General features: G+C 66.9%; 18 protein-coding genes and 1 pseudogene. 8 read left to right on the top strand and 11 right to left on the bottom strand.

Annotated elements, in window-relative coordinates:
* The first annotated feature begins 83 nt into the window (after positions 1–83).
* Positions 84–1,568, top strand: coding sequence for an MFS transporter (locus tag ACWD3H_RS03570; RefSeq protein WP_451953887.1), 1,485 nt, complete (start codon positions 84–86; stop codon positions 1,566–1,568).
* Between the two features lie 116 nt (positions 1,569–1,684).
* On the opposite strand, the gene ACWD3H_RS03565 is transcribed toward ACWD3H_RS03570, so the two are convergent.
* Positions 1,685–2,284 carry a TetR/AcrR family transcriptional regulator gene (locus ACWD3H_RS03565; RefSeq protein ID WP_451953886.1) on the bottom strand — a complete coding sequence of 200 codons (600 nt, stop codon included), beginning with the start codon at positions 2,282–2,284 and terminating at the stop codon, positions 1,685–1,687.
* A 136-nt stretch (positions 2,285–2,420) separates the two neighbouring features.
* On the opposite strand from ACWD3H_RS03565, the gene ACWD3H_RS03560 reads away from it, so the two are divergent.
* Positions 2,421–3,242, top strand: a complete 822-nt coding sequence (locus tag ACWD3H_RS03560; protein ID WP_350912938.1) for an SDR family NAD(P)-dependent oxidoreductase — start codon at positions 2,421–2,423, stop codon at positions 3,240–3,242.
* Between the two features lie 89 nt (positions 3,243–3,331).
* Here the strand turns inward: ACWD3H_RS03560 and ACWD3H_RS03555 are convergent, their stop codons facing one another.
* Positions 3,332–3,841: an ATP-binding protein gene (locus ACWD3H_RS03555; RefSeq protein WP_451953885.1), complete on the bottom strand. Its 510-nt coding sequence runs from the start codon at positions 3,839–3,841 to the stop codon at positions 3,332–3,334.
* The gene (locus tag ACWD3H_RS03550; RefSeq protein WP_451953884.1) at positions 3,838–4,101 is read right to left on the bottom strand and encodes a hypothetical protein; all 264 of its coding nucleotides are present in this window, start codon (positions 4,099–4,101) and stop codon (positions 3,838–3,840) included. Before ACWD3H_RS03550 ends, ACWD3H_RS03555 begins: the two co-directional genes overlap by 4 nt.
* Positions 4,102–4,266: 165 nt before the next feature.
* Here ACWD3H_RS03550 and ACWD3H_RS03545 point away from each other — a divergent pair, with 165 nt between their 5' ends.
* The 3 genes and pseudogenes from ACWD3H_RS03545 to ACWD3H_RS03535 form a co-directional block, all read left to right on the top strand.
* Positions 4,267–5,124, top strand: coding sequence for a helix-turn-helix domain-containing protein (locus ACWD3H_RS03545; protein WP_451953883.1), 858 nt, complete (start codon positions 4,267–4,269; stop codon positions 5,122–5,124).
* Positions 5,121–5,345 carry a DUF397 domain-containing protein gene (locus ACWD3H_RS03540; RefSeq protein WP_451953882.1) on the top strand — a complete coding sequence of 75 codons (225 nt, stop codon included), beginning with the start codon at positions 5,121–5,123 and terminating at the stop codon, positions 5,343–5,345. Before ACWD3H_RS03545 ends, ACWD3H_RS03540 begins: the two co-directional genes overlap by 4 nt.
* Before the next feature lie 34 nt (positions 5,346–5,379).
* A pseudogene (locus ACWD3H_RS03535) lies at positions 5,380–5,553 on the top strand (DUF397 domain-containing protein); the annotation flags it as partial.
* A 37-nt stretch (positions 5,554–5,590) separates the two neighbouring features.
* Here the strand turns inward: ACWD3H_RS03535 and ACWD3H_RS03530 are convergent.
* The 3 genes from ACWD3H_RS03530 to ACWD3H_RS03520 form a co-directional block, all read right to left on the bottom strand.
* Positions 5,591–6,142 (bottom strand): hypothetical protein, encoded by a 552-nt coding sequence (locus ACWD3H_RS03530; RefSeq protein WP_451953881.1) that lies wholly within the window; start codon positions 6,140–6,142, stop codon positions 5,591–5,593.
* 612 nt (positions 6,143–6,754) lie between these two features.
* Positions 6,755–7,405 carry a response regulator gene (locus ACWD3H_RS03525; protein ID WP_451953880.1) on the bottom strand — a complete coding sequence of 217 codons (651 nt, stop codon included), beginning with the start codon at positions 7,403–7,405 and terminating at the stop codon, positions 6,755–6,757.
* A complete protein-coding gene (locus ACWD3H_RS03520) occupies positions 7,402–8,511 on the bottom strand; it encodes a histidine kinase (RefSeq protein ID WP_451953879.1) in 1,110 nt (369 codons plus the stop codon). The genes ACWD3H_RS03525 and ACWD3H_RS03520 overlap by 4 nt, the downstream gene beginning before the upstream one ends.
* A 110-nt stretch (positions 8,512–8,621) precedes the next feature.
* Between ACWD3H_RS03520 and ACWD3H_RS03515 the strand changes: the two genes are divergently transcribed.
* A complete protein-coding gene (locus ACWD3H_RS03515; protein WP_451953878.1) occupies positions 8,622–9,566 on the top strand; it encodes an ABC transporter ATP-binding protein in 945 nt (314 codons plus the stop codon).
* A complete protein-coding gene (locus tag ACWD3H_RS03510) occupies positions 9,563–10,327 on the top strand; it encodes an ABC transporter permease (RefSeq protein ID WP_451953877.1) in 765 nt (254 codons plus the stop codon). The genes ACWD3H_RS03515 and ACWD3H_RS03510 overlap by 4 nt, the downstream gene beginning before the upstream one ends.
* A gap of 196 nt (positions 10,328–10,523) precedes the next feature.
* On the opposite strand, the gene ACWD3H_RS03505 is transcribed toward ACWD3H_RS03510, so the two are convergent.
* Positions 10,524–11,867 (bottom strand): DUF1254 domain-containing protein, encoded by a 1,344-nt coding sequence (locus tag ACWD3H_RS03505; protein ID WP_451953876.1) that lies wholly within the window; start codon positions 11,865–11,867, stop codon positions 10,524–10,526.
* Positions 11,868–12,699: 832 nt separating this feature from the next.
* Here ACWD3H_RS03505 and ACWD3H_RS03500 point away from each other — a divergent pair.
* Positions 12,700–13,533 carry an ATP-grasp domain-containing protein gene (locus tag ACWD3H_RS03500; protein ID WP_451953875.1) on the top strand — a complete coding sequence of 278 codons (834 nt, stop codon included), beginning with the start codon at positions 12,700–12,702 and terminating at the stop codon, positions 13,531–13,533.
* Positions 13,534–13,957: 424 nt separating this feature from the next.
* Here ACWD3H_RS03500 and ACWD3H_RS03495 read toward each other — a convergent pair whose 3' ends face one another.
* The 4 genes from ACWD3H_RS03495 to ACWD3H_RS03480 form a co-directional block, all read right to left on the bottom strand.
* Positions 13,958–14,410 (bottom strand): hypothetical protein, encoded by a 453-nt coding sequence (locus tag ACWD3H_RS03495; RefSeq protein ID WP_451953874.1) that lies wholly within the window; start codon positions 14,408–14,410, stop codon positions 13,958–13,960.
* 329 nt (positions 14,411–14,739) lie between these two features.
* Positions 14,740–15,390: a hypothetical protein gene (locus ACWD3H_RS03490; protein ID WP_451953873.1), complete on the bottom strand. Its 651-nt coding sequence runs from the start codon at positions 15,388–15,390 to the stop codon at positions 14,740–14,742.
* Between the two features lie 271 nt (positions 15,391–15,661).
* Complete coding sequence (locus ACWD3H_RS03485; RefSeq protein ID WP_451953941.1) at positions 15,662–16,174, bottom strand: transposase; 513 nt, start codon at positions 16,172–16,174, stop codon at positions 15,662–15,664.
* 78 nt (positions 16,175–16,252) lie between these two features.
* On the bottom strand, positions 16,253–16,846 hold the full coding sequence (locus ACWD3H_RS03480; protein ID WP_451953872.1) for a helix-turn-helix domain-containing protein: 594 nt from the start codon (positions 16,844–16,846) through the stop codon (positions 16,253–16,255).
* Between the last annotated feature and the right edge of the window lie 35 nt (positions 16,847–16,881).

The raw sequence follows: 16,881 nt of genomic DNA, 5'->3' as shown, positions 1-16,881 counted from the left end.
GGTGTCCGCCCGTACCGATGTCAAGAAGCTCCCGACCGCTCCGACTGACCGGTGAGACATCGAGAGAACAGGGAGTTTCGGATATGCGAGTCAACCGGGCCTGGCTGGGACTGATCGTCCTCGTACTGCCGACATTTCTCGTCGCGATAGACATGACGGCGTTGCTCCTCGCGCTCCCACAGCTGGCTGCCGATCTGGGTGCCACCAACGTCCAGCAGCTGTGGATCAGTGACGGCTACGGATTCATGGTGGCCGGTTTCGTCATCACGATGGGTACGCTCGGCGACCGGATTGGCCGCCGACGGCTGCTGATGATCGGCGGGGCGGCGTTCGCGGTGCTGTCGGTCGTGGCCGCCTTCGCGACCAGCCCGCTGATGCTGATCGTCGCGCGTGCGCTGCTGGGTGTCGCCGGCGCGACCCTGGCACCGTCCACACTTGCCTTGATCACCAACATGTTCCGCGACGAACGGCAGCGTGGGCAGGCCATCGCGATCTGGGCGACCTGCCAGTTCACCGGTGGCGCGCTCGGACCCGTACTCGCCGGATTCCTGCTCCAGCACTTCTGGTGGGGATCGGTGTTCCTGGTCGCCGTGCCGGCGATGGCGTTGCTGCTGCTCGCCGGGCCGGTCCTGCTGCCGGAGTTCCGCAGTGACCAGGCCGGTCGGCTGGACCTGGCCGGCGTCGGGCTGTCGCTCGTGGCGGTGTTTTTGATGGTCTACGGCTTCAAGCAGCTGACCGTCGAGAGCGTGCCGGTCGTGCCGGCGGTGGCCCTCGTCGTCGGTGCGGCCATCGGATTCCTGTTCGTACGCCGGCAACTGCGGCTGGAGACGCCGCTGCTGGACCTGCGACTGCTCCGCAACCGCCCGTTCACGGCCGTACTCGTCGGGCTGGCCTTCGCCGGCATCGCCATGGCCGGTACCGGCCTGCTGGTGACCCAGTACCTGCAGAGCGTGCTGGGCTTCTCGCCGTTCGCGTCGGCGGTGCTGTTCGCACCGATGGGCCTGGGCGTGGCGGTCGGCACCATGGCCGCGCCGGCGCTGGGCCGGCGGATGAAGCAGACGACCGCGATCGCCGGCGGGCTGGTGGGGTCGGCGCTGGGCAGCCTGCTGCTGGTCGGCGTCGACGGTGCGAGCGCCCTGCCGCTGGTGATGATCGGCATCACCGTACTGGCGCTGGGCACCGGCCCGCTGTTCGCGCTGGGCACCGGGCTGGTCGTCGGGTCCGTACCACCGGAGCGCGCCGGCTCGGCGGCGTCGATGTCGGAGACCGGCAACTACCTCGGCGGTTCGCTCGGCTTCGCGCTGCTCGGTGTGGTGGCCGCGGTGGTCTACCGCAGCCGGATGGGCGGCACGTCCGACTCGCTGGCCGGCGCGGTCGCCGCCAGCCGGCACCTTCCCGCCGGCCAGGGCGCGGAACTGCTGCACACCGCGCGGGAGGCGTTCACCGCCGGCCTGCACGTGACCGGCGTCGTCGCCGCGGTCATCTTCGCCGGGCTGGCCGTACTGATCCTGACCATGCGCCCGGCAACCCGGACCACCCCGGCCGCACTACCCACGTCGACCCGCTGAGCAGGCTGAGCAGGCGCGAGACGGAGGTGTTGCGACACCTCGCGCAGGGCCACTGATCGCGATGGAGGGAGCGGTGCCCGGCCGGAGCCCGCTTCGCTCCTCGCGCGGCCGGGGTCTCAGGGGCGGAACGCCTTGAGGGTGAGGTCCACGAGGGCGTCGGCGTACTCGGGCGTGAGGGGGCCGGAGCGGTGCAGCCAGCGCTGGTAGAGGGGGGCGTAGAGCAGTTCGAGTACCAGGTCGAGATCGGCGTCCGCCGCGATCTGGCCCGCTCGCTGCGCGCTGCGCAGCCGCACCTTCTTGGCCTCGTCGACGGGGTCGGCCAGCTTCTCGCGGTACTGGGCGGCGAGGTCGGGATCGTTGATGATCTCCGTGTTGAGCGCCCGGATCGGCGCCTCGAAGTCCGGATCGGCGAACTCGGCGACGGTCGCGCGCATGACGACCTTGAGGTCGGCCTCGATGTCGCCGGTGTCGGGCAGCGTCATCCCCTCCCCGTGGGTCCCCTCGCTGAGCGCCAGGAAGGAGTCGAAGACCACGGCTCCCTTGGACCGCCACCACCGGTAGATCGTCTGCTTGCCCACGCCGGCCCGCGCGGCGATGGCCTCGATCGAGACCTTCGCGTACCCCACTTCGGAGACCAGTTCGCGCGCGGCGTCCAGAATCGCCCGCCGCGACCGCTCACTGCGGCGGGCAGGGTTCGGTTTCTTGGCGGTGGACATGCCGCTGAGGATAGCAGATGGACAAGACGAGACGGTCCGTCTTGACATGACGGGGAAGCGGGTGCAGATTAAGGATCGCAACATGGCGAGACGTAACGTCTCGTCTTGAGAGACGATCCAAAGGAGGTGAGGGCCTGTGACGAACGGCCGAGTATGGTTCATCACCGGCGCGTCCCGGGGCCTGGGCAGGGCGTTCACTGAGGCCGCACTGGCCGCGGGAGACCGGGTCGTGGCCGCTGCCCGCAATATCGATCCACTCGCGGAACTGGCCGAGGAGTATCCGGGCAGCCTCGTACGGCTGCCGCTGGACGTCTCCGACCGCACGGCCGTGCGGGAGGGGGTGGACCGGGCGGTGGCGGCCTTCGGCAGGCTCGACATCGTGGTCAACAACGCCGGCGGCCTGCTGTACGGCATGCTGGAGGAGGCCACCGAGGAGCAGATCCGGGCCCATTTCGACGTCAACCTCTTCGGCGCGGTCTGGGTCGCCCAAGCCGTCGTCCCGTATCTGCGGGCGCAGGGCTCCGGGCGCATCCTCCAGGTCACCTCGATGGGCTCCGGCGGCGGTTTCGCCTCAGTCGGGTTCTACGGGGCGGGCAAGGCGGCGCTCGACTCGGTCAGCGAGGCGCTGGCGATGGAGGTCGAGCCCTTCGGCATCAAGGTCACCATCGTCCAGATGGGCGGGTACGACACCGGGCTGTTCACGGTGGGCACCACGACGACACAGGCTCATCCGGCCTACGAGCCCCTGCGGGTCAAGCTGGCCGAGATGTGGGGCGAGGACGCCGGCCCCGCCCCCGGTACGGCCGCTCCCGTCATCATGGAATTGGTCGACCTGCCGGATCCGCCGCGGCGGCTGATCGTCGGCGGTCACTCCTACGACCTCGTCCAGCAGATGGACCAGGCCCGCACCGAGGAGTACCGCGCCTGGGAACACCTCAGCCGCAAGGCCCCGGGCTGACCGGCGAACGCGAGGCGACGCCGACTGAGCCTCCCTGAACGACTGGTTGCCGGACAAGACCAGCGCGCTCTTGGGTGTCGCCATGGAGGTCACTGACTGCCTTCACCGGGAGGGAGGGGGATTGTGTCCTGATGAGAGGGGCTCTGCCCGAGCTGGAACCAGACCGTTCCGCCGGTTTCGTCGTTCTGGCTGCTGCCCCATGTGCTCGCCAGGAGATTCACCCAGCTCAGGCCGCGCCCGCTGAGGCTGTCGTCGTCGGCCGTCCGGATCGCGGGCGCGCTGGTGGCCGAGCCGTCGTCGATCACCTCGATGTGGATCAGGCCGTCGCCCAACCCCACCCGGACCGTCACCAGCCCGCCGGGCCTGGCCGAGTCGCTGTGCAGGACGGCGTTGGTCACCACCTCGCTGACCAGTAGTTCGAGCGTCTCCAGCGTCTCGGCGGTCGCATGGCCGTCCAGGAGTTCCAGCACCCACTTGCGAGCGGCCCCCGCTGACTGCGCGATGCCGGGAAAGTCCCGCTGACCCACGATCCAAAGCCCGTCCCAGCGCTTGACCGCCGCCTCCGCCGCGCTGGGGCCGTCCTGTCCCCGCGCGCTCACGCGGTCACCGCCGACGCGATCATGTCGGCCGCGTTGTTCGCCTCGGCCCAGATCCAGTCACGCCGCCAGATTACCGACCACCAGGGACGCCAGACGAAGACCCAGCCGCAGGCCCGGCGGGTGACCTGGATCCGGACCCGAACCCCGGTAGAAGACATGATCTCCAACACCGGCGCCCCAGCGACGGGGACGACCACCGAGGTGGCCACCCCAAGAACCCGGAGGTCCCAGCCGAGTCGTACGAGGTGGATGTACTGCACTTGCTGCGAATCGCGCTCTCGCCCCGGTATCTCCATCACCCCACCGCTTCTGTAGTCATTCGATTACACTCCGATAAGCTACCTCGGGCCGTATGTTCCTGGTAGTTACCTAAGGAAGTTTCCAAAGATAGTTTTCAGACGTAAGACCTCCAGGAGGGTGCGGCCATGGCTGCCGACACAAGTCCCACCGTCCGCAGGCGTCGCCTGGCGTCAGAGCTGCGCCGGTTGCGCACCGAACGCGGCCTGTCCATGCAGGAGGTGGCCGACCGCATGGAGTTGACGGCGGCCTCGATCAGCCGGATCGAGACGGGCCGTAGAGGCATCCGACCGCGCGACCTCCGCGCGTTTCTCGACATGTACGAGGTCCCTGAGGCCGACAGGGAGCCGCTGATGGCCCTGTCCAGGGAAGCGCGACAGCGAGGATGGTGGCAGAACTACGGGGACGTGTTGCCCGGCGAGTACGCGACGCTCATCGGCCTCGAAGCCGAGGCGACATCCATCAAGACCTACCAGCAGACGTTGGTCCCCGGCCTGCTGCAGACCGCGGACTACGCGCGGGCGGTTGTCGCGGCCACCCGCCCCGGAGACGCATCAGAGGAGATCGAACGCAGGGTCTCCGTGCGGATGGAGCGTCAGAAGCGGCTCGCGGACGATAACCCGCTGGAACTATCCGTAATTCTCGGGGAGGGTGTGGTGCGTCAGCACGTGGGAACAGCCGAGATCACTGCCAGTCAGCTCAAGCACCTCGCCGAAGTCGGCCAGCGACCCAACATCATGATCCAGGTCCTCCCCTACCGGGCCGGCGCGCATCAGGCGATGACCGGATCATTTAACATCGTGGGCTTTCCTGCTCCGAGCGACCTGGATGTCATCTACCTGGAGAACATGTCCAGCGGTCTGTACCTGGAGGACAGCGCTGACGTCCGACGCTACGTCGCGGTGTTCGATTACCTCAGAGCAGCGGCACTCAGTCCGGCGGACACGATGGTTATGCTGATGAACGCGTCAAACAACCTGGTATGAGTGTCCAGCGGAAGGGCCGTGCGATGTCCAACCCGGTAGACCTGACCAAAGCCGTGTGGCGAAAGAGTTCGCTCAGCGGAGGCAACGGAGACTGCGTAGAAGTCGCGAACCTGGACGATGCAGTAGCCGTCCGGGATTCCAAGAACCCCGAGGGGCCCAGGCTCGTCTTTGCCCGTAACACCTGGGCGGCATTCGTGGCAGACCTGAAAAACGGCGCGTAGACCGCGGCACCACCAGCCTTCCACATGGCGCAAGAGCAGCCGCAGTGGTGGCAACGGCCGGTGCGTCGAGGTGACCGGCAACCTCACCGGCATCGTGGCCGTCCGCGACAGCAAAAACCCACACGGCCCCGCGTTGGTGTTCTCGCCCTGGACTGCCCGGAGGACGGCGTGGCACACGACCTCGGGGCCTGGGCACGCGCAGGCCTGAGGTTTGTGCGTCACACGGCCCATGTGGGCGGGAGGCCTCAGCCGGCGGTGACCCTGCTGTACTCGTAGAAGGTGCGACCGTTCTCATCCCCCTGGTGCCGGCGGCCGGTCATGACCAGAGGGGCGAACGCCTGCGAGGAGTGGTTGCTCTCCGTCATGGCCGCGGTCCACTGCCGGGAGGTGAGCCGCACCTGACTTCCGCGCCAGTGCAGCGTGCCGACGAGGTACCACGTCAGACCGTTCTCGTCGCCCTGATGCCTCCTGCCGATGAGGACCTGATCGGCAGAGGCGGCGAAGTACGAGTTGCTCTCCTTTATGCCGTAGCTCCAATTTCCGGTCTGCACGGTGACCGCTTCACCGTCGATGCGGATCTGGCCGCACCGGTAGCGGGTCCAGCCGTTCTCGTCCCCCCAGTGGGCGCGGTCGATCAGCACCTCTCCGGCTGAGCAGACGAAGGTGCTGTCCGGTTCCCTGAGGGTGATGGTGGGTCCGAAGATGGTCTCGATTGTCGGAGCCGCAGACGCGGGTGCCGGGGCCGGCGTGGACAGGACGGCCGCCGCCATCGCGACGGTCAGGGCCTTCTTGTACATTTCCATGTCCTCCGGTTCGCGTTCCGCTTCGTCCGATATGCACTGAGAGCGCATGCGCCGACAGCTCACGCCATCAGGTCTGGGGACAAGATTGCGGGCGGCACTGAAGATCGTCTTGGAGCTGACTTGCGGGTTTCTGGGAACGATCCGGCTTCCGATCCCTACGGCATCGACCCTGCGCTGTGTCGGAGAGACACGCGTCAGCTACGGCGATCAGCCTGAGCGGTCTCGTCGCGAGAGCTTCAGCGTCGGAGAGTCCACTGGGCGGCCGGAGAGTGAGCGGCTACGGCACGCACGCGGTACGGCGGGGTGGAAGGCGCGGAGGTGGGTGGGTGCTCCGGCCGGCGTATGAAAGCCCGCAACCACCGCGCCCGAGCAGGCCGGAGGCCTGAAACACCGGGGAGCGACTGAGACGGCCGGCCGGAGCACCCACCCACCGGAGCGCGCGCACGCCCGTAAGCCGTGAAGTCCTCATCGCCCCTGCGAGGGGTCGCAACACGTGCAGCGCGTTCAGCTCGAACACGGTGGCGTCGTGTCCTCATTGTCCCTACGAGGGGGGCACTGTCCGGGCGGCCGGTGCCTCGTGTGCGAGACCGGATACCTCCTCATCTGTCAGTCGAGGATGTTGGTGTGCAGGGCGCGCAGCACCGCGTTGGTGCGGTCGCGCGCCCCGAGTTTGAGCAGCACGGTCGAGACGTGGTTCTTGACCGTGCCTTCGGCCAGGAACAGGGCCTGGGCGATCTCGCGGTTGCTGTAACCCTCCGCGACGAGCCGCAGCACCTCCAGCTCTCGTTCGGTGAGCTGCTGGATCGCGGGCAGGTCGTCGTCGCCCGGCGGCCGGCGGCGGTGCACCGCGCGCAGCAGCCGGGCGGTGATCGACGGCGAGATCAGCGTCCCTCCGCCGGCCAGGACACGGATGGCCCGGGTCAGCCGTTCGAGCGTCACGTCCTTCAGCAGGTAACCGCATGCCCCCGCCCGCATCGCGTCCAGCACGAGGGTGTCGTTGTCGAACGTGGTCAACACGAGCACCGGTGGCGCGACGTCCGCGCGCTCCCGCAGCGCCGTGAGCGTCCAGATACCGTCATGGCGGGGCATGCGCAGGTCGAGCAGGACGACATCGGGGGCGTGCTCCTCGATCGCCGCCAGCGCGGACATGCCGTCGTCGGACTCTCCCACCACCTCGATGTCGTCGGTCAGGTCGAGCAGGCTGCGGATGCCCTGCCGCACCAGGGTCTGGTCGTCGACCACGATCACCCGGATCATCGCGCGGGCACCCTGGCGGTGACGCGGAACCCGTCGCTGCCGTCGAGCCGCACGTCGCCGCCGATCGCGTCGATCCGCTCGCTCAGGCCGCGCAGCCCGTTGCCGGGCCGCAGCTGAGGGCTGCCACGCCCGTCGTCGACGGAGGTGAGTTTCACGGCTTGGTCCGGCGTGTTCTCGATCCGGATGCGCAGCGAGGTCGCGTTCGCGTGCCGGATGGTGTTGGTGACGATCTCCTGGACGACGCGGATGAGCGTCATGGTCACTTCCTCGGTGGGGCGTACGTCGTCGTCGATCCACACGCCGATGTCGAGGCCGGGAATGTCGCGTACCACGGCGCTCAGGGACGCGCGCAGATCGGGCGCGTCGGCGCGCAGCTGCCCGACGGTCGTGCGCACGTCGCGGAGCAGGTCCCGCGCCACCCGGTCGGCGCGCTCGATGTGCACGCGCGCGCCGGAGCCGTCGTGGTGCCGGGCGACCTCCAGTTCCAGGGTGAGCGCCGTGAGCTGGTGCCCCATGAGGTCGTGCAGCTCCCGGGCGATGCGCAGGCGTTCGTGAGCGCGTGCGGTGTCGGCCAGGATGACGCTCGCCGCCCGCAGCTCCAGATGCGCCTCGACCAGCTCGCGGCGCATCCGCTGCTCCCGGATGATCGCCAGCGAGCTCAGCAGCGTCGCGGTCTGGATCAGCAGGTACAGCAGCGCGCTGAGGCCGATCTCGGTGAAGGTGGCGCCGGTGAGGCTCACGGTCACGGCGATGACGACGGTGTTGAGCGTGACCACCACCGGGCCCGCCCACAGTGGCGCGATGTACGCGCTCAAGGCCGCGGTGAAGACCAGCAGGATCGGCAGCAACCCGGCGCTGGGCGCCGTCAGGATCGTCAGCCACCCCAGCACGACGGCCGCGCCGTAGCAGACCCGCGCCGGCCTCGGCCGGCGATCCTCCCAGACCGCGGCGGTCAGCGACGTGGCCAGCAGCGCCACGAACAGCACGCCCCACACCAGCTTGGGCACCCGTGTCCCGGCCGCGCCGAGCAGCGTCGGGGCGCCCACCGCGAGGCACACCAGAAGTACCGCCAGCCCCGCCCACGCGTCCGGCTCGATTCGCCGCATACCGTCACTGTACTGGCGCTCGCATCCGGGCTGAGGTGCCGAAAGTCATGGGTGCCAATGCTGACCATCGGCACAGGCGCCAAGGGCTCGCCCCTCCTAACGTCGACGGCATGCATGCGACAACGTCATCTCCCGCCGTCGAAACGGAGCGCCTGCACAAGCGCTACCGCTCCAAGGTCGCCGTCGAAGAGGTCAGCCTGTCGGTCGCCACCGGCGAGATCTTCGGCATCCTGGGGCGCAACGGGGCCGGCAAGACGACCACCGTCGAGCTGATCGCCGGGCTCAGGCGGCCCGACCGCGGCACCGTCCGCGTGCTCGGCCTGGACGTCCGGCGCGACCGGGCCCGGCTGCGCCAGGTCCTCGGAGTCCAGCTGCAGGAGGCCACCCTGCACTCCGCGCTCACGGTCACCGAACTGGTCCGCCTGTACGGGACCTTCTACCGCGACCCGCTGCCTACCGGCGACCTGATCGAGTCGGTCGGCCTGACCGCCTCCCACCGCACCCGCTTCGAGAAGCTCTCCGGTGGCCAGCAGCAACGGCTGTCCATCGCGCTCGCCCTCGTCGGGCGGCCTCGGGTGGTGATCCTCGACGAGCTCACCACCGGGCTCGACCCCGAGGCGCGCCGCCAGATGTGGTCGACCCTTGAGCGCCTGCGCGAGTCCGGCGTGACCATCCTGCTCGTCAGCCATGCCATGGAGGAGGTCGAACGGTTGTGCGACCGGGTCGCGCTGCTCGACGCGGGACGGGTCGTCGCCCTCGACTCGCCCTCCGGGCTCGTTCGAAGGGCCGGGTTCGCTCAGCGGGTCACCTTCCGCACGGCCGCTCCCGTGCCGAGCGGGCTGCTCGAAGGACTCGACGAGGTCGAGCGGGTACGCGCCGACGGCGACCGCGTCGCCGTCGAAGGCCGCGGTGACCTGCTCCAGGCCGTCAGCGTCGCGCTCGTACGCGCCGGCGTCGTGGCGACCGAGACGCGCAGCGAACAGGCCGGCCTGGACGACGCCTTCGTCGCCCTGACCGGGCACCGGCTCGACACCAAGGAGGAGACGATCCGATGACGGACATCACCGTCCACCGCCCCGGCCCACGCGCCTGGGCCGGACTGCTGATCTGCGAGCTCAAGATGGTTGCCCGCGACACCGCCGGGCTGATCGTGCCGATCGGCCTGCCCATGCTCATCCTGGTGATGAGCGCCTCGTCCGCAGGCCGGGAGACGATCGCGCACGGCCGCACGGCCCTCGACGTCCATGTGCTGCCGCTGGTGTTCACGATGGTCGTGGCCACGACCGGCATCGTCAACATGCCGAGCTTCCTGGCTTACTACCGTCGCAGCGGCATCCTGCGACGCCTCGGGGTGACGCCCGCCTCGCCCGCGTTGGTCCTCGTCGCCCAGGCGGCCGCCGGCGTGCTGCAGATCGCCGTTGGCATCGCGGCCGCCTGGATCCTGGCCATCCTGGCGTTCGGCGCCAACCCCCCGGTGCACGTCGGCGCGGCGCTCGGTGTGCTGGCGCTGACAGTGGCCGCCATGTACGCCGTGGGCCTGATCGTCGCCGCACTGTCGCCCACCCCGAACTCCTCCGTGGCGATCGGCCTGAGCGTCTTCTTCGTCCTGGGCGCCGCCGGCGGCCTGTTCGGCGGGCGCGACAGCCTCCCGGACGCGATCGCGACGATCGGGCAGTGGCTGCCGTTCGGCGCTGGGACCCAGGCCCTGTCGGCTGCCTGGATCGGCGCGCCCGTCGAGGCCGCCCACCTGATCGGCCTCGCCGTCAGCCTCGTGTTCGGCAGCGTCGTCGCGGCCGTGTTCTTCCGCTGGGAGTAGGCGGAGGAACGCCTTTTTCACCTGAGAAGGAGCACGCCGGGTTCGGCGGACGGGCCGGGGAAACGGGCTGATCACAAGGTCAGCGCCGCGCCCCGGCCCGCCCGGCAAGCGGCAAGGTCGCCGGTGCCCGGTGCAGGTGGTTTACCGTCCCGGCCGTCCGCGCCGGACGTCACCTGCCTGCGAGCACCGTCCCACCTCAGCTTTCGGCGGTCAGCCGAGGAGGCTTCCAGCCGGCGATGGTGTTCTTATCGGGTGCGTACAGGCGCATGGTCAGCGTGAACGGGGCGTTGCCGACGGGCAGCCAGTTACTCGCCGGAATGTCAGCGCCGGGATCGTCGGGCTGAATGGCGATATCGGCGGACCCGTCGGTGTTGGTGGTGATGAGGTCCTGGTGGCCGACGGCGTACTTCTTGGCGTCGTTGGGGATGAAGTAGCCGTCGGTGTCGTAGGCGGTGATCGACCAGAAGGCATCGACCGGAGGGAGCTCGCCGGGCTCGAAATGCAGCCGGAAGCGGGTGGCGGTGGTGGAGCTGTCCGCGCTGGCCGTGCTGGGGTAGAGGGAATCCTCTGGCAGGTTGGCGCCCAGTCCATACAGCGCGGTGGAGGCGCGCAGATCGTAGTTGGTGTCGTAGGTGCCGAGGTTGGGAGACGACAACCAGCCGTTGAGGTCCTCAACCTCGGGGTTGGTGTAGGTCCTGACGCGGGTCTCGCCGTCCTTCTTGGCCTGCTCCAGCAGATCGCTGTTCAGGTCATCGACGGTGCCCCCGGGCACGATCCCGATGGAGGCCAGGCGCTCCATCATGCCCGAATCCTCAGGCGAGGCCGGGTTGGGGACCATCAGGGCACACAGCTGGTTGTAGAACGTCACCGCCTTCATGGCCTCCACCTGGGCGGGAGGCGGGGTTTTCAGGTCGATGTCGGGATCGAAGGTGCCTGGGGGCGGGACGTAGCCGCCGGATGAGGACCAGGCACTGAGCGGGATCAGCCGCATGTCGTCCTGCAGCGCGTGTACGTGCTCCAGTTCATCTGCGTCGTCGAGGGCCATCAGTTCGGTGCGGCCCACGATCCAGACGGTGTTGGTCGGCATCGACAGCGGTGTGGTGTTGGCCGGGACATCGCCGTTCCAGTCGGGGCCGTACAGCAGGAAGGCGGCGGGGGTGGCGGTGGTGGTCTGGCCGGGGTTGTGCAGGGTGTTGGACCAGGCGTCCATGATCTGCATCAGCCAGTACCGCGAACGCTCCGTCTCGTTGTCCGGCTCCTTGGTTTGCATGTCAGGCAGGGACAGCACGATCGGCTCGGCGGTCAGGTCGAGCCAGGAGAAGGAGTAGAGGGTGTCCTGGTTGGTGCGCACCACTGTGCGGTCTGCCGGGTCGGGCAGGTCGCGGGCGTGGATGAACTGGTTGATTGGGGCGTGTTCGTCCTCGTTGTTGGGATCCATGTTGGTATCGATGGCCTTGGTGATGTCCATCAAGACCAGCGGATAACCGAAGACGTAGGCGTCGGTGGCAATCTCAAGAAACTGGTCGTCAGGCAGGGGCATGCCGAGCTGTCCTTTCCGTCCGGCTCCGCCCTCTGGCCGTCAAGGCCCGCATCACCTTCGGCCAGGCAGCACTCCGCTGGCAGGGCGCATGTCTTCCAGGGCGGAGCAGAAGCGAATGATCGTAGATCGCCTGTTGCCTTGATCTTTTATCGTCACCGCACCGGCGGCCATGGCCTTGGCGTGACCAGATGTGGCCATCCTTACCGGGGGCGGCCGGAGTACGGGAGAAAAGACACCGCGGTCGGGTTTTCCCTCTGGTCGGTGGCATCCTCATCGTCCCTACAAGGGGTCGCGAACAACGGTTTGTTTTCACAGTCGGGGCAGGCCGCACGAGATGCCTCGCGCCGTTGCACCCGTACGGTGATCGACCCTGCGCTGTGTCGGCGAGACACGCGTCAGCTACGGTGACCAGCCCTGAGCGGCCTCGTCGCGAGAGCTTCAGCGTCGGAGAGTCCACTGGGCGGTCGGAGAGTGAGCGGCTACGGTCTGTACGCGGTACGGCGGGGTGGAAGGCGCGGAGGGGTGCTTCGGCCGGCGTGTAAAAGCCCACGATCACCGCGCCCGAGCAGGCCGGAGGCCTGGAACACCGGGGAGCGGCTGAGACGGCCGGCCGGAGCACCCACCCACCGGAGCGCGCACACCGGATCCGCCATAAAGGCGTGAGAACGCGACCGAGACAGCCGGAGCGCACACCCGGCCCGCCCGTAAGCCGTGCGGCATGAGCCGAGTTGACCTCTGAGAACACGACCCGCAGAGACCGGCCTGCGGTCGAAAACGCGGCTATAGGTAAGGTGCCTTATGTCTAATTGGTGATGACATAAAGGGATACCTCATGGGCGTTTCTGCGGCGTACGTGACCTTCGCGGACCCGGACAAGCTCGACGACGAGAAGGGAATCGTCGTCGCGGCCTGGGCCGAGGCGGGGATCACCGGCCACATCGTGTGCTGGGACGATCCCAGCGTCGACTGGGCCGCATTCGACGCCGTCGTGGTCCGTACCCCCTGGGACTATGTGACGAGGCGGACGGAGTTCCTCGACTGGGCCCGGCACGTCGAGTCCGTCACCCGGTTGTTCAACCCGGCCGCCGTGCTGGAACGCAACACCGACAAGGTCTATCTGAAAGACCTGAAGGCGCCGATCATCCCCACCTCCTGGGTCGCGCCGGGCGAGGCCGCGAACCTCCCGCTCCTCGACGAGTACGTGGTCAAGCCGTCGATCTCGGCCGGAGCCCGCGACACGATCAGGACCGCGGACCGCGGGGAGGCCGAGGAACACGCCGCCAAGCTGGCCGCCAACGGGCGGACCGCGATGATCCAGCCGTACCTGGACATGGTCGAGGGCGAGGGGGAGACCTCGATGCTCTACTTCGGCGGCAGGTTCAGCCACGCCGTCCGGCGCAACCCGATGCTGACCGAGAGTGCCACCAAGCCGGGACAGGGCAACGACCACGGGGAGCTCCGCACCCCCGAGCCCGACCAGTTCGCCCTGGCCGAGCAGGTGCTCGGCGAGTTTCCCGAACTGCTCTACGCCCGGGTGGACCTGGTCCGGCTGGCCGACGGCAGCCCGGCCCTCATCGAGATCGAGCTCACCGAGCCCTACCTGTTCCTGAGCTACGCGCCCGGCGCCGCCGCCAACCTGGCGACCGCCCTGGCCAAGGCGATCTGACGGTTCATGAACAAGCTCACGGAAACGTACTGGGGGCCAAAGCCGGAGGCAGTCACTGCTCACCTGGCGGAGGCTTACCGAATCGAGTCTGGCTGACCAGACAAACCGCTCTCGGTTCACTCCCATTAGGGCCTGTACGGAGTCGAGATCAGAGGGATTCACCTGCGCAGTCGACCACGGTGTGGTCGTCCTCCAGCACCATGCAGATGAACTCCTGGGTGAATCTTTTCTGCTGACGCTTCGGCACTCTGTAAACCCTTCCGGATAGTTTCAACCCTAACGGTCTGCCTATCCGGAACCATTGAGACGCCTCAGATCCGAGGGGGAGGGGCTGGTACCTTGCCGGCGAAGCGGTCAGAATCTATGCATGCCGTCGGGTGTGCCAGCAACAGAGCTTGTCGACCACACCCGACGGGTCATTCATCTACTCCGAGAAGCCTTTACTCCTCAGCCGGTCGATCAGTTCGTGCATGTTTTTCGGCTCCAGCCACGGCGACTGCCCGGCAGCGTCTAGGGGCTCTCTGCCACCGACGAGTGTAGGCTGGCCGGACTTCTGCTGGGCCAGGAGGGGATCTTCGAAGACCAGGCCTTGGGGTGGAGGACTCATCAGACGTGCCTGCTCGGGAAGTGGTTCTCCCCTGTCGAGAACCTTCTGCTCGTGCGGTGGCCTCTCCGTCACGAAGAGCATGACTTTTGTCCCTGCCGGAATGGAGGTCGCGAAGTCCTCTACTGCCTTCCTCGGCTTCCACTTCTCCGGCGGAAGGGAGTCGTCCCGGACAACCCCTCCCTGACGGAGTTCGACAAACATCATGCCCCCGGGGATGGACTCCCGTCCCTTTACGCCTTTAAGGGCGTCGGTGACCTTGACCTTCAGCACCGCACGGTAGTCGAGGGGACCTCCCTCATAGGTTTCCAGAATGGGTCCTTGCTGCCATCCCGCTACCACTCCGGCTGCAACGATGGGTTGCTGTTCAGCCAGGCTTTCCGGTGAAGTCACGAAATCATAGTCTGCTTCGGACTCGCGCAGAATAGATACTTTCAAAGATCCTTCGGGTGATTTTCCGACGCTATCCCCATGGCCATGACTCGGCGGCGCCACAGCTGCTTTTCTGTCGTTATCATGACTTGCGCACCCGGTGAGCAGTAAAGCGGCTGCCAGGAGGGCGGTAACGCTGGAACGCTTTTTCATTGCTACCTTCCCTTGGCTTAGAACCATGCGTTGATGTGGTCTTTGTGATGCTGATTGTACTGCCAGATCCATGACCCGGACGCTCCAGGAAGATTGGGGCTTGCAACCGATCCGCTTGCCTGGCAGTCGTGCGGCTGTCCTGCTGCCCCTGGGTACTCCGGAGGACTGAGGTTAGGGTTGTAGTGCGCGAGTCCGACCGAGTGCCCGAGTTCGTGGCAGACCGTCTTGATGTACTGGTGGTGGGGATCGTCTGAGACATCGATCGTCTCATTATTAATTCTGACATGCCACTGGTCACACCATCCCGGCTGGGATGCCGTGAATACTAGACACTCCACCTCGCCGTACGCATTGTTCACCCAGACCTGGAACCACGCCGCATCGGTGGCCGGGTCTCCTCCGGGGCCATTGGAGTTGTGAATATCACAAGGAGACTCCAGATATGTGCCCTCAACATCGGTGTTGTCTGCCAGATAGTTCATGGCACCGGGAATGTAGGACTTGAGGCCGCTTCCCACCGATGATGTGTAGCAGTAGGTGTGTACAGTCTTGTCTGGTGGAATCCCATCCACCCACGGCCATAGATCCGCTGAAGCAGGCGCGATGGTGGCCGTCAGAACGGCCACCATCGAGACGATAAGGAAGTACAGGCGACGTCCGACAGGCATGAATTTCCCTTCGGGAGAGTCCAATGGGATTCGCGGCGGATGATGTCGCGAAAAACCGCAGCGCCTGTCAAACGGTAATGGCTTAAGAGAGGCCTTGCAAGACTTGATCTTCGAGGTGCTCGATGTTACCTGTGGGGGAAATTTCTAATGGCGCTTAGCTGGGTTAGCTTACTGTGACTGATTAGTTAGTTTATTTGGGTGATTCGACATGGAGTCACCTCTGAATGGCTTTCTGAAATCAGGTAGTGACTGAAAGCCTCCGCCAAGGCTTTCAACTCGGATCGACGTCACCGGCCTCGAAATGGTCAGGGGGGCAGGGCCCCGGCGTTCCCGAGTTCTGATGCGGTATAGCGACGTTGAGTGTTTGGCCAGGTGGAGTACGAAAGAGCGCGACTTCCGCTGATCTTTCAGGTCTCGAATCCGAAGATCGTCGCAGGAGTCGCGCTAGTGTCCCCATCTTCCCTGACCAGCTCTCGTCTCGTCCCTGCTCTTGACCAACTCGCCGACCGGGCGTTGTCAGCCAGCAGGCCTTGATCGGGATGAACACCTGGCGGATCCGAGGGTGACGGGCCAGCCATTGCCTGACCCGCCAACTGAAGTGGCTGGACAGATTGTCGGTGATGACAACGATTGGGTCGCGCCGGTTGGCCTTGCCGATCTGCTCCAGTAGCTGGATCCAGCCGTCGCTGTTGCGCGAGGGCGCGCAGAAGGTGAGTTCGGTGCCGTCGCGGATGCGCAGCGCGCCGTACACCCAGGTCTTGTCGGTGCCGCGCGAATACTCCAGCCGGTCCTTGATCCGGTGCCCGTCGGGCGACCAGCCCGGGGCGGGTGGGAAGGTACGGCGGGGGGCACCGGCCCCAGTTCATCGGCGCAGATGACCGGGGTGCCGAGCGGCGGCTGGGTGTAGAGACCGATAACCTCGGCCCTTTGGGGGCGAAGTCCGGATCGGTTGAAGTGGTTCAGGAGCGGGTGTGGCGCCAGCGGACTCTCTCGGTGAGCAGATCCGGCGGACCTGGCTGCGCGCGATGAGGATGCCTTGAGCGCGGGCGGCAGCGGTCAGACTGTCCAGCGTCCACTGCGCAGGTCCGCTTTCGTCCTTCGCGAGGAGGTTCCCGGCCTCGCCGCGGACCGGCCGTCTGGGCGGAGTCGAACGCGCCAAGGCGATGATCTGTCCGCGTTCGACCTCGGTGATGCGTGGTTTGCGGCCCGCTCCGGGCCGATTGCCCAGTCCGGCCAGGCCTTCGGCGTTGAACCGCTCGATCCGCTCGCGCACGGTCTGCATGTGACAGCCCAGCTTGGCCGCGATGGCGCTGGTGCGCAGCCCTTGCCAGCTGAACACGATCATCTGCGCCCGCATGATCCAATCAGCCGGGGCGTGATGGGCCCCGGCCAATTTGCGGATCTGCCGTTCCTCTTCGGCGTCCAGCGGCGGACGCGCATACAGTAGCTTCGGCATGACAATCCCCCTGAGACCATCATCACCCCAGGTCA

This window comes from Streptosporangium sp. NPDC002607 (genome assembly GCF_053592655.1).
This window is presented reverse-complemented; position numbering and strand designations above follow the sequence as displayed.